General features: G+C 61.1%; 11 protein-coding genes. 3 read left to right on the top strand and 8 right to left on the bottom strand.

The window, feature by feature from the left end:
* Nucleotides 1-9: 9 nt before the first annotated feature.
* Nucleotides 10-2,175, bottom strand: coding sequence for a glycosyltransferase (locus tag ACLBWL_RS17425; protein WP_447795178.1), 2,166 nt, complete (start codon nt 2,173-2,175; stop codon nt 10-12).
* A gap of 474 nt (nt 2,176-2,649) precedes the next feature.
* Here ACLBWL_RS17425 and ACLBWL_RS17420 point away from each other — a divergent pair, with 474 nt between their 5' ends.
* Nucleotides 2,650-3,501, top strand: coding sequence for a right-handed parallel beta-helix repeat-containing protein (locus tag ACLBWL_RS17420; protein WP_447795176.1), 852 nt, complete (start codon nt 2,650-2,652; stop codon nt 3,499-3,501).
* Between the two features lies 1 nt (nt 3,502).
* On the opposite strand, the gene ACLBWL_RS17415 is transcribed toward ACLBWL_RS17420, so the two are convergent.
* Together ACLBWL_RS17415 and ACLBWL_RS17410 are read right to left on the bottom strand one after the other, a co-directional pair.
* A complete protein-coding gene (locus ACLBWL_RS17415; protein WP_447795174.1) occupies nt 3,503-4,426 on the bottom strand; it encodes a hypothetical protein in 924 nt (307 codons plus the stop codon).
* A 42-nt stretch (nt 4,427-4,468) separates the two neighbouring features.
* On the bottom strand, nt 4,469-5,128 hold the full coding sequence (locus tag ACLBWL_RS17410; RefSeq protein ID WP_242153888.1) for an ABC transporter ATP-binding protein: 660 nt from the start codon (nt 5,126-5,128) through the stop codon (nt 4,469-4,471).
* Nucleotides 5,129-5,408: 280 nt separating this feature from the next.
* Here ACLBWL_RS17410 and ACLBWL_RS17405 point away from each other — a divergent pair, with 280 nt between their 5' ends.
* A complete protein-coding gene (locus ACLBWL_RS17405; protein WP_447795172.1) occupies nt 5,409-6,287 on the top strand; it encodes a hypothetical protein in 879 nt (292 codons plus the stop codon).
* 72 nt (nt 6,288-6,359) lie between these two features.
* Here ACLBWL_RS17405 and ACLBWL_RS17400 read toward each other — a convergent pair whose 3' ends face one another.
* The 4 genes from ACLBWL_RS17400 to ACLBWL_RS17385 all read right to left on the bottom strand — a co-directional run bounded on the left by ACLBWL_RS17400 (nt 6,360) and on the right by ACLBWL_RS17385 (nt 9,773).
* Entirely contained in the window at nt 6,360-7,211 is an 852-nt protein-coding gene (locus ACLBWL_RS17400; protein ID WP_447795170.1) for a GDP-mannose 4,6-dehydratase, read from the bottom strand.
* Complete coding sequence (gene gmd, locus ACLBWL_RS17395) at nt 7,211-8,248, bottom strand: GDP-mannose 4,6-dehydratase (protein ID WP_447795168.1); 1,038 nt, start codon at nt 8,246-8,248, stop codon at nt 7,211-7,213. Before gmd ends, ACLBWL_RS17400 begins: the two co-directional genes overlap by 1 nt.
* Before the next feature lie 252 nt (nt 8,249-8,500).
* Nucleotides 8,501-9,130, bottom strand: a complete 630-nt coding sequence (locus ACLBWL_RS17390) for a hypothetical protein (RefSeq protein ID WP_447795166.1) — start codon at nt 9,128-9,130, stop codon at nt 8,501-8,503.
* Between the two features lie 130 nt (nt 9,131-9,260).
* Nucleotides 9,261-9,773: a glycosyltransferase family 39 protein gene (locus ACLBWL_RS17385; RefSeq protein WP_447795165.1), complete on the bottom strand. Its 513-nt coding sequence runs from the start codon at nt 9,771-9,773 to the stop codon at nt 9,261-9,263.
* A gap of 355 nt (nt 9,774-10,128) precedes the next feature.
* On the opposite strand from ACLBWL_RS17385, the gene ACLBWL_RS17380 reads away from it, so the two are divergent.
* Nucleotides 10,129-10,590, top strand: coding sequence for a hypothetical protein (locus ACLBWL_RS17380; protein WP_447795163.1), 462 nt, complete (start codon nt 10,129-10,131; stop codon nt 10,588-10,590).
* A 246-nt stretch (nt 10,591-10,836) separates the two neighbouring features.
* Here ACLBWL_RS17380 and ACLBWL_RS17375 read toward each other — a convergent pair whose 3' ends face one another.
* The gene (locus tag ACLBWL_RS17375; protein WP_447795161.1) at nt 10,837-11,886 is read right to left on the bottom strand and encodes a nucleotidyltransferase domain-containing protein; all 1,050 of its coding nucleotides are present in this window, start codon (nt 11,884-11,886) and stop codon (nt 10,837-10,839) included.
* Between the last annotated feature and the right edge of the window lie 28 nt (nt 11,887-11,914).

Below are 11,914 nucleotides of genomic sequence, written 5' to 3'. Positions count from 1 at the left end.
CACCAGATGTCAGGCTGCCAAATCCTGCAACGTCATGGCCTCGATCAGCTCCTGCCGCGCCAGCGTGTTGTCGGTCTGCGCATAGCCGATGGATCGTAGCCCGATCGCGTAATTGCGGACTTCGCCCGGCAACTGCGAATAGGATCCGAGCACGCTGAAGCGCAAATGCAGGGCGCCATCTTTGCCGACGACCGCCGGCATGCGCACCGCACCTCCTGCGAGCCGAAGATCGTGCAATCCGGTCGAGGCTGTTTCCGCGTCCGACACAACGTCGGTAATCGTCAAGCGACACTCGAACGCGCCGGGCGCGATAGAAATCTTGAGATAGACCAAGAGCGACGTACCCGCTGCCATATCGGTCGCTATCGACAGCTCTGGATTGGCTCCGCGCATCCACACACCATGGTCTTCGCCACCGTAGAAGAAGGCGGATTCCGCCAACAAGCGGTTCAGGCGCCGGAAATACCGATGCGTATCGACGCGATCACCCGGATGGACCCGGAACGAAAAACTCTCGCCTTCCTTGAGCGTCGCCGTGAACGGCGTGATCGGCGTGTCCTGATGGAGCTTTATCTTTTCCAGGAAATCGGCGCCGACATCGTTCCACGTCCGTGCAACGAAATGATCGCGGATCGCCTCGACCCGACCACGCAGATACCCCCGATCGGTGATCATTCGCCGAAAGACCTCTACCCCCTGGGTCAGGTTGAAAGGATCGACATAGTCTACCAAATCGCCGCCAACCTCGGGGATCGACGAGGTATTCGAGGCGATGCACGGGCGTCCATGGAACAGGCTTTCGCCGACCGGCAGTCCCCATCCTTCGACGAAGCTCGTGAACACCGAGAATTCGCATCCGGCGTACACCGCGTTCAGCTCGCCATCGGACAGGTTGTGCGCGATATGCAGTCGTCCGCCGAGATTCTCGGTCGCCATCAACACATCAGTAAGGGCACCGATCTTCCAGCCATGCCGGCCGACGAAGACGAGATCGGGCACATCGACGCCTTCGGCAATCAGACGTCGCCACGCGTTGATCACGTACAAATGGTTTTTGCGACCTTCGATCGTCGAGACATAGGCGACGTAGCGCTTACCCTTCACGCGGCGGAGCTGCTCGGGCCATGCGACGGAATGACCGGCTTCGCGCGTCAGGTGATGCGCCAGCGGGACGGTCGTCATCGGGATCGGCCGCCCCCCGTTTTCCGCGATGAAGTCGGTCAGCGCGATGCGCGTCGCGTCGGAGATCGTCAAAACGAAGTCGGCCGTACCGCAGAGCTCGCAGATCGCCATCGTGAAGTCGGTGACCAACGCATCGTCGCAGAATTCCGGATGCGTCACCGGGATGATGTCGTAGACATAGGCGCCGATCCGCACGCCATCGCGCTTGGAGCGGACGAAATTCTGGATGCTGTTCCCCAGGCCCCAGAAAGCACCCAGCAGGATGATCGTGCTGCCCTCGAGCGGCCTGACGCGTTCGGCGGCATTCTCGCACGCCATCAACATCGCCCGCAGCGTTTCGTGATCCACCTGCCGTCCCGAGGCATAGTCGATGGCTCGCATCATCTCGGCGTTATCGACCATCCAGAACTCACCGGCAGGAAGCGCGGGCGTTTCGGGTCCGACATTGCTCAGGATGAAACGGACGTCGATGTCGGTATCCCGTATCGCATGCATGGCGATGCCAGCTTGCACACGCTGGATTCCGGACATCGTCACATGCGCCTTGAGGTACCCGAAAAGATCCTGGATCGCGAAGAAGGTCGTACCCTCCCCCAAGCCCAAAGCTTCGGTTGCCTTCGTGTCACGGCGCAGCAACCGGATTTGCTGCATGCTTTCGACATTGGGTGCGATGTTGTTTACCCTCTCATAGGCTGCAAGCGCGTCTTCGCCACGACCCAGTCGCCGCAGGACGTCGGCAAGGTGGATGCTGGCATCGGCATCGCGGCTATCGAGGTCGACCGCGGCCTGATACGCGTCTGCCGCCTCGGTCAGAAGCCCTTGCTCCTTGTAGGCGTGACCCAACTGCACCCAGATAGGCTGGTCGGTGCGGTTGACCGCAAGATGTCGCGCATACGCAGTCGATGCGCCCGCCCAGTCGCGGGCATTACGGCATTGATTACCCGTTCGGCGATCGTTAGCCCGGCTTGTCTTGTTGAAAATTTTTGAAAGCATGTTTTGCTCCTACCGCGCCCGAGCCGTCGAGTTCCAATGTTGCGGCGCTCCCTGCACCAGCGGGGATCACGTCGCAAGCAAGGGACCTCATATACTTACCGATACATAGGGGCGCTTATCTTGCTGCTGGCCGCTGCGCTGGCGGCGATGTCGGGGTTCGGCGGGGAGGGGCGATCAGTCGCGACCGCAGCGCCGGCGCCCTGCGCCGCGGTAACCCGCCTGGCCGGTAGCGGACACGATGCAGGACCCGCGCTTCAGGCTTGCCTGGACGCGACACCGGCGAATGGAAAAATCGCGCTTCCATCTGGCCGATATGAGATCGCGACGCCTGTTCGCCTGCAGCGTCCGGTGACCCTGACGACCCGTGGCGTTTCACCGGAGGCACCCCCGTGTTCCTCCGACGAACGTCGCTGCGCGGTCCTGCATCTCGCGATCACAGCGGGTGGCATCAAGGACGCGAGCAAGGGCGCGATCATGCCCATCACGATCGACAGCAATGCGGTCCGGCTCGACCATCTGGTGTTCCAGGGAACGCGATTGAGCGATCCCGCCCTGTCGGCAAAGCGCTGCGCGTCGGACAAGGAACGGCCGATGGCCGGCGGGCTTCTCGTCAACGGGAATTCGGTTGTGATTACCCGCTCGGTCTTTCGCGATATGGCCTGCTATACCGCGCTCGAATACGGGACCGGCGTCGAGGCCGTCATCACGGACAACGCCTTTACCGGCAATGGCACGCACGACGCCTTGCTGCGCTGGGCAGACGGTCTGACCATCCATACCGCGCAACGCTTCCAGGTGTCGGGCAACCGGTTTCGCGACAATACCGACGTCCAGCTGATATTCGGCAGCTGCGTCGGCTGCACGATCACCGCCAACCACTTCGATCATAGCGGGAGCGCCGAGGGCGGCGCGTTCGCCGAGATCATGCTGCAAGCCTGGCCCAACGCCACTAGCGGCGATTTCACCGGTACGCAGGTTACCGGCAACATGATCGATTGTGGCGCAAAGCGGCGCTGCGGCTTCGGCATCATGATCGGGTCGGCGCCTTGGTATGAGGCGCCGACCTTCGGGGGTGCGGTGACCGACAACCGCGTTCGCGGAGCGATGCTCGCGCTTAACGTCGACTATCTGACGGGGCCGATGGTGATCGCGCGCAACGATCTCGAGGCAGTCTCCGGCACCTATCCAAGCATGTGCGGCCCGCAACGGATTGCCGGTGCCTCGGCAAACTTCTCCACGAGGTCCCGGATGGTCTTGCCCCCAACCGCTACGGATACGGCCACGACCGCCAAGCATTACTGCATTTTGAACTACGCCATCCGCTAGGCTAGAGCGAGCGCATCTCCACCTCGACTGCGTGGTTCAGAATATCAACCGTCTTCTCCTTGGCGGTAAGGTCTAGGACGGTCGTGCGGGCGTTGTCGCTTAGCTGCCTGTATTCATCCAGCGTAAGCGCCTCCAGCGCCGCAATGGCCTGCTCGATGGTATCCGTGACGATGGAGTTTTCGGGACGCAGGAAATACTCGCCGAGCGTTTTATCGCGCATGAACTCATGCGTGCTCACAACCGGGGTTCCCAGCATCATCGATTCCAGGCACGACAGACCATAGGCCTCTTCGTCCTTGAAATGCGCCGTGAAGAACGATGTCGCCATCCGCGCATTGCACTGCGCATGCGTAAGCAGGCCATCGGTTGCTTGATGGCCGAACATGTAGCAATTCCCTTGCCACTGCGCCCGAAACGCTTCGAAGGCCGGCAGTCCCCGCTTCCAGAACGTCGGCATGCTGATGAATGAGGCGATCGTCCGGTCCTCAAACGACTGGACGATATCCTTGGCGGGAACGTCGGCAATTACGGGGCGTGGGAAATACAACAGCCTGTGCTGTATCGGATCCGGATAACTGCGCCAGAGCCCGACATCCGGGCATATCAGGATATTCGCAATATTCGGCTCATACACATGGTTTTGCTGAGCGATATTGAGAATCATCTTGTCGCCATGCTGGCTAGCAATAGCCTTGAGATCGTCCTCCTGCGCCTTGCACCCGATCAGCACAAAGCCGGGATCGGTCTTCATATAGTCTTCGAAAGATACGATCTCGCCACCGAGACCGGTATTCTCCGCAAAATACCTGATACGCCCCCAGTCGCTATCGGGGCTGAAAACCTTGAAACCGATCGCTTTGAAATCGCGGATCAACGCTTCGGTACCCTGGGGGTGATAATTCTGGATAAGGATAGACTTATTCATGCATGTATTTCCCAGCCCGTGCACCGATTAAATATTAAGGTCTTACTGTATGGACTGATTATGCATGTGGATATCGATGGCCTCATCTATCGTGTCATAGAAACTAAGCCGGCCATCCTGCAAAACCGCGCCACGTTCGCAATACGCGCGCAAAGTATTCGGGTCATGGCTGATCATCAACAGGGTTCCGGCGGAGCGCCGGTGGTGGAGCGCATCTTCGCAGCGCTGCCGGAAGCGGTCGTCGCCTGCCGCAGTAACCTCGTCCACCAGATAACAATCGAAATCGATCGCCAACGAAATACCAAAGGCGAGACGCGCCATCATACCGGCCGAATAGCTATAGATCGGCTGATAGAAATAGGCACCCAGCTGCGCAAAATCCTCAACGTAATCGAGCAGCTGCTGAATATCCCTGCTGTAGATCCGCGCGATGAAACGCGCATTGTCGGCGCCGGTGAGGCTGGACTGGAAGCAGCTCGAATAGCCGATCGGCCAAGAGCAGGATACCGACCGCGTAATGCGACCCGCGCTCGGTGCCTCGACGCCCGAAATCAGACGCATCAAGGTCGACTTACCCGCGCCATTGGCACCGCATATGCCGAGACTGCATCCGGTCGGAATATCGAAGCTCAGATCGCTCAGCACATCCTTGCGGAACTTCCGGATGTGATAGCTTTTGGAGACGTTTTCAAACGAGATCATCAATCAAACCACAAATATATCAATGTCATCGCCCTGCGCGATCACGCTCGGATCCACCGAGCAACTCAATGCTCCGTGTCACCGCGGTCGGTACCCAGTGTAAGGCTCGGAGACGTAATTCTCAAGCAGCGGCGTTAATATCGCTTGCTGGATCGGACGGACAAACATACCGTCGCCATTGCTCAACTACTTTGGGTAATTGCATAGTTTTTATCATATTTTTCCTATGTCTTACAAATACATAGCCGATCGGCATCCGGTCTAGTAATTAGGAGTTACAATGGTCGACAGCCCGTTCTGGCATTATCAAGCCCGGTTTGACGTTCCAGGAACTATCCGGCGTTACGCAGCCGGCCCGCAGACTGCACACGCCGACTACGCGCTCAATTATTTCGGCGTAGCGATCGATCCGAAGTTCTTTCCCGAGCATCTCGAGCCGATGAAGGGAACCGTTGAAGTCGACGTGATTCCGGCCAACTGGCATGCCGATATGGCGGAGTTCGGTGCTGCATTGCGGGCTGTCGATCTGGCTGGCGAGGTGTTCACCGTCATCGAGCTTGGCTGCCACTGGGGTTGCTGGATCAACATAACGGGTGTCGCAGCGCGTCGAGCGGGCAAGAAAGTTCGTGCTATCGGCATCGAGGGCGAGCCAAATCATGCCGCGTTCGCCCGGGAGTCGACGTTGGCAAACGGGTTTTCTCCCGAAGACGTGACGATCCATCACGGGGTGGCGGCGCCCCGATCGGGAACCGCATTTTTTCCACCCGAAGGAAGCGGGCTCGATCCGATCATCAACGGAACGCGGGACCAGGAGTTGGAGGCGGAAAATACAGGGCTCTATCACAAGCTGCCCGCGGTTGGTTTCGCCGATCTTGCGGTCGGCGTCGAGCGCGTGGATTTGCTGCATATCGACATCCAGGGCGGCGAGGCCGACCTGGTCGCCAGTTCGCTGGACTTCCTGAACGAGCATGTCGCCTACATGATGATAGGGACACACTCGCGCGAGATCGAAGGCCGCCTGTGCGATGACTTGCTGTCAGCAGGATGGCAACTCGAGGTGGAACGTCCCGCCATCATGGACCTTGCCGGCAAGCCGACGCCGCGCGTCGACGGTGTCCAGGGCTGGCGTAATCCCCGCGTCACCGGTCATGCCCGATGACAGTTCCGGGCAGCCGCTCCTGTCGACAGGAGCGGCTGCCATAGCCTTTTGCGGGGGTCCTCGTACTAGACCCTAAGCCTCGCCCGCGGCGTACATCCACTGCAACGTATCGGCGAGGCTACGCGGCTGCCAGTCCGGCAGCGTCTGCCGGAGCAGCGTCGCATCGCCGCCCAGCACCTCGACGTCGCCCTTGCGGACGAACGCCTGGTTGACCTCGACCTCGACATGGTGCCCGCTGATCGCAGTCAGCTGTTCCAGGATGTCGCCGATCGACGACACCGCGCCGGTCGCGACATTGACCACCGGCGGGACGTCGCGCGCCAGCGCCAGCCCTGCATACGCGTCCGCGACCGATCGCACGTCGCCGAAATCGCGTTTTACCCACGTATTGCCCAGCTCGATCACATCGGCCTGCCGACGGAAATGATCGACGATCTTGGGGATCAGATACTGCGTGTCCTGACCGACGCCGGTATAGTTGAACGGCCGCGTCACGACGATTTCCAGCCGGTCCCGCCACAGGTCCGCACCATCCTCCATCGTGCGCTTGCTGATCGCATAATGATTGACCGGATTGGTCGGCGCATCCTCGGTGATCAATCCCTCGGCATTGGGGCCGTATACCTGCGCGCTGGACGCCAGGATGCAGCGTGCGCCCGGCTTCCTGCGGCTGACCGCATCGAGCAGGTTGAGCGTGCCGAGCTGGTTGACCGTGTAGAAGGATTGCCAGTCGCTCGCATCGACGAACGCATGGCCGGCCAGATGGATGACCCGGTCGAAATCCAGTTCGTCGACCGCCTGATCGACGGCCGCTTGGTCGCGCAGGTCGCACTGCAGCACGACCGGCGTCGCGCCGGCCTGCTCCAGCGCGGCGGACACGAAGCGACCGGTAAAGCCGGTTGCTCCGGTCAGCGCGACCCGCATCAGAACGACCAGCCTGCAGTATTGCGACGCATGTCGGCTTCCATCATCAGCCGCGCAAGTTCCTCCAGCTGAACCTCGGGCTTCCACCCCAGTTCGCGCTCGGCCTTGCCCGGGTCGCCGATCAGCAGGTCGACTTCGGAGGGACGATAGAACGCCGGATTGACGCGCACGAGCATCTTGCCCGTCTTGCGGTCGATCCCGGTCTCGTTCTCGTCCTTGCCCGACCAATCAAGCGTGATGCCGACATGGCCGAACGCCAGCTCGACGAACGTGCGGACCGGCTCGGTGCGGTTGGTCGCCAGCACATAGGTGTCGGCGACGTCGTGCTGGAGCATCAGCCGCATGCCTTCGACATAATCCTTGGCATAGCCCCAGTCGCGCTTGGCATCGAGATTGCCGAGCTCGAGGATCTCCGCCTTGCCCTGCGCGATCTTGGCGACGGTGTCGGTGATCTTGCGGGTCACGAACTCACGCCCGCGGAGCGGCGATTCATGGTTGAACAGGATCCCGCTGGTACCGAAGATGCCGAAGCTTTCGCGGTAGTTCACGGTCAGCCAATGCGCGTAGAGCTTGGCGACGCCGTACGGGCTGCGCGGGTAGAACGGCGTATCCTCCTTCTGCGGGATCGCCTGGACCTTGCCGAACATCTCGGAGGTCGACGCCTGGTAGAAGCGGATGTCGCGATTGACGGTGCGGATCGCCTCGAGAAGATAGGCGGCGCCCAGACCCGTGATCTGCCCGGTGGCGATCGGCTGGTCGAACGACACGCCGACGAAGCTCTGCGCGGCGAGGTTGTAGATCTCGGTGGCTTCCGAGGTCTCGATCAGCCGGATCGCCGACCCCATGTCGGTCAGATCATACTCGACGAGTTTGAGCCCGGGGTGGTTGGTGATGCCGAGTTCGTCGATCCGCCAGAAATTGACCGAGCTCGTCCGGCGGTACGTTCCATACACCGTATAGCCACGGTTCAGCAGATTCTCCGCCAGATATGCACCATCCTGGCCGCTGATCCCGGTAACGATAGCGGTCTTCGACATAGTTTCTTCCCTCGATAACATCGCAGGGGCGATAGTAGCGTCGTGCGACGATAACCAGAGAACTTCGGACCTTTTTCGTTTTGATGAGGCGTTCGCGTGTTAAATCGTGCCGTTCCGGACCGTTCCCGACTGCATGCCGGCAAATTGGGGCGCCGACAGTCGGATTCCCCGATCTCGATCGAGGCGCCGATGGCGCCGCCCCCAGGCCGATTGTCCTAGCTGATTATACTATCCGCAGCGGGCGCGGCGAACTCACAAAGTTTCATAAAGCGCCCAGTCGACGCCTGACAGACGGCCACCGCGACGCATGACGAGCCGGCGATAGCGCCGGCCGCATCTCACGGTCGTCGGCGACGCATTCCCATGAGCCTTCAGTTCGACCTGAAGGAAGCGCCGTGCAGGACAGTCGCCGATAACCGCCAGTGGGTATCGTGCCTCGGCCGCAGCCACGCGCAACACCGCGACGGGACGCAGGTGGTCGACCCTCATCGTGGCCCCGTGCGGCGCACGCGCGGCCATCGTCGCGATCACCGCGCCGGGATCGCCTCGGCGAAGTGCGGCCTGGGCAATATCCTCGTAAAGACTGCCGACGAGGATCCCGCCGAGCGCCAGAATGGCCAACACCCTGCCCACTGGACGGCCCAGTGGATGGCCGACCGTTCGACGATCAAGCACGCACGCGATGCTGTCGGCGACGAGCAACAGGATGGCGACCGCCGTCAGCAGGACATATCGCGGAAAACTGCTGTTGCCGATCTGCAGAAGCGGGAACAACAGCGGGAAGAAGCTCGCGATGATGATGAACGGTCCGATGACCGAGCGCTGGTTGCGCGCGCCGAGGCCGAGCCAGTGATCGCGACGACCGCCGCAGCGACGATCCATCGCCCTCCATTTGGCAGACCGAGCGTGGCGTGCACCATCGTTGCCATCGCGGTGGACCAGCCCGCGAGCGAAAAGCCGCTGTAATCGCCGACCTGCCTACCGGTCGGGCTCCAGACGGCCCGACCGACCGTCATCCGATCACCAAAACACAGGCGCCGAAACTGGGCAGCAGCAGACGAACGGTCGATCCGATCGCTTCGTCGATCGGCAGCCGTCGCGCCAGCACCCACGCGATCCAGGCGGCCATCGCGAGGACGAAGAACAGCATCGTCAGTTGCGACAACAGGCCCAGCGCCACCAACCCGCCAAGGCCCCACGTCATGCGCCCCGAGATGCGGGGCAGATCGTCGAGCACCCCTGCGACGCACCAGATCATCGTCATGGCAGCGAGCAGCATCGGCGCGTAGCCACGCGCTTCGGAACCATAGTTTACGAGGATCGGCGAAACCGCGAACAGCAGCGCGGCGACCAGCGCATGGCCGACGCCCCGCCGCGCGCCGATCGCGCCGGCGACCAGAATGGTAAGCGTGCCGGTTGCGATCGACAGGCTGCGCAGCGCGAGCGGCGAGGCGGCGAGACCCCACATCTGCATCCACAGGCTGTTGAAATGATGATTATTGTCGTGATTGATCGCGAGAAACACGCCGAGCGGCGTTCACGCCCGCGCCGCATATACCGCCGACCACGCTTCATCGACCCACAGCCCCCGCGCGCAGACCAGATCCGCAGCGCAAGACCCAGCAGAGCGATCACAAACAGGGGAGGGGTATAGAGACGATGGCGCACGTCCCGATCATGCGCCACGATGATTAAGACCGGATTAGCCATGGCCGGCCCGCCGCTCGGCTTCATCGCAACAATCAGCGATCTTTCTCATGTGTGACCATCGGTGCAATCAGGCCTTGCCCCGCAGCATTTAGAACACGCCCGGCACAATACGGAAACGAAAAGCGAAGATTTTGCTTTCCTTCGACTCGGCAGTGACTCATAGAATCACGATGCCGATCCGTCCCGAAAACCGCTGGCTCTATCCGATCGACTGGCACCAGCTGTCGCACGCGATCCGGTTCGGTCGGGCCGGCGCGCGGTGCGAGCGGTGCGCGCGACCGCATCGACGGTTCGTCGCGCACCTCGGCGACGGACGCTGGTGGGACGGCGAGGCCGCGTGCTGGCGGTCGGCGCGCGGGCGGCGGGTCGCGGTGCGCGATCGCTTCGATCTCGGCAGCGTCCGGACGACGTATGTGGTGCTCGCCTGCGCGCATCTCGACCATGATCCGGGCCACAACATGCCCGCCAACCTCGCCGCGCTTTGCCAGCGCTGTCACATGCTCCACGACGCGGCCGAACATCGCTGGCAACGCTGGTGGAACGTCTTCCGCCGGTGTGCACTGCGCGACCTCTACGAGGATCCCCGCCTGACGCACGCACGGATTGCCCGCGACTTGCCGAGAAACTGTTAAGCGATGCCGGATAGCTTGCAGTTATGTCCTTGAGATGGAAGCTAGCATCACCGAAGACTTAGCCGAGATGAGTATTTCCGATGGCGCATCATGCTGAGCGGTCGCCGACAAACTCGATGGCCAAAAAGTTTCGTACGAACGTAACCTCACCTATTCCTTGATAAGGCGGATCTAGAGTATGCACTGTCCGGCGGTCCCGATTATTCGGGTTCGACTGACATGACGATCGACATTTGCTGCCTCCATTCATCGTAACGGATGGACGCCGGACCGCATCTTCTGGGCGGTGGTCCGGCGCGTCATTAGCCAACAAACAAGGCGGCTTGGCCACCCGATCAGAGTCCCGCCACGCGGCTGCGTGCCCAACTTTGCCATCAGCAATCCGTGACGGTTGCGCCATCCCATTGTGGTGACGAACTGGCCGATATGAACACGCAACGTTGACATGGGCATCGTGTCGAGTTCGGCGGTTTCGCTGTTACCTGTAAACGACCGCCTGGCATTGCCAGCCAGCCAACGGATCAACCGACGCTTCCGTAGCTTAGCCTCATGCTCTTCGGACAATTTTGTGCCCAGTAGACTGGCGCACAGCAGCAATGCGGACGCGGCCTGGCGTTCAGCACCAAGTGTCGCTGCATACGCGTGCAGCGCCTCAATTTCCGATGGTGAGCGCTGTGCAAGTAACGCGGCAAGGTCGGCAAGCCACTTTAATCGCGACCAGCCGTGCGTTTCGCCGTGGACGCACAGGTAGGCGAACAGGTCGTCCGGGGCGAGCGTCGGAATATCGCTACTCGTGCATCGCCAACGCCGATCCAGCGCTGTCTGAATAGAAAGACTCTGCAACCAGGACGGGTGATCAACAAAGGCGGCATGAAGCTCGACCTGTGCCTTCTTATGTAAATGGTACCAAGATTCATCCTTGCACGCGGTCGCACCATCCGCACTATAGCCGGCTATGGTCAGCACTTCGCGCATCGCTGCGAGGTTACCGGGAACGACGGCGAGGTCGATATCCTTGGCATGCTTGGTGGTGACCATCCCGTAGGCGATCTGCGCCAGCGGCGCGCCTTTCAGGACGATGACGGGAATTCCGGCGGCCTCCGCCAGCGCGCATAAGCGCTTGGTTTCGGCGGCAAGCTGGATGCCTTGCAGGGCGATGCGGCGAGCATCCTGCGCAAGGGCGTAACGGTGTTCCGCAGGGCTAGATACGCCACATTGTACCAGCGCTTCATGTACCAAGCCGGCGACGCGATGCCGCGCAACGATCGCGCAAAATCGGGACCAGTCTATCCGCAACGATAGGGCGGCTATGTCGAGTCCCTGA

This window comes from Sphingomonas sp. M1A8_2b (genome assembly GCF_053345535.1).
This window is presented reverse-complemented; position numbering and strand designations above follow the sequence as displayed.

Excerpts from the sequence above, each read along its gene's own strand:
- ACLBWL_RS17425 (WP_447795178.1), bottom strand. The coding sequence starts at position 2,175 with ATGCTTTCAAAAATTTTCAACAAGACAAGCCGGGCTAACGATCGCCGA.
- ACLBWL_RS17420 (WP_447795176.1), top strand. The coding sequence starts at position 2,650 with ATGCCCATCACGATCGACAGCAATGCGGTCCGGCTCGACCATCTGGTG.
- ACLBWL_RS17415 (WP_447795174.1), bottom strand. The coding sequence starts at position 4,426 with ATGAATAAGTCTATCCTTATCCAGAATTATCACCCCCAGGGTACCGAA.
- ACLBWL_RS17410 (WP_242153888.1), bottom strand. The coding sequence starts at position 5,128 with ATGATCTCGTTTGAAAACGTCTCCAAAAGCTATCACATCCGGAAGTTC.
- ACLBWL_RS17405 (WP_447795172.1), top strand. The coding sequence starts at position 5,409 with ATGGTCGACAGCCCGTTCTGGCATTATCAAGCCCGGTTTGACGTTCCA.
- ACLBWL_RS17400 (WP_447795170.1), bottom strand. The coding sequence starts at position 7,211 with ATGCGGGTCGCGCTGACCGGAGCAACCGGCTTTACCGGTCGCTTCGTG.
- gmd (WP_447795168.1), bottom strand. The coding sequence starts at position 8,248 with ATGTCGAAGACCGCTATCGTTACCGGGATCAGCGGCCAGGATGGTGCA.
- ACLBWL_RS17390 (WP_447795166.1), bottom strand. The coding sequence starts at position 9,130 with ATGGATCGTCGCTGCGGCGGTCGTCGCGATCACTGGCTCGGCCTCGGC.
- ACLBWL_RS17380 (WP_447795163.1), top strand. The coding sequence starts at position 10,129 with ATGCCGATCCGTCCCGAAAACCGCTGGCTCTATCCGATCGACTGGCAC.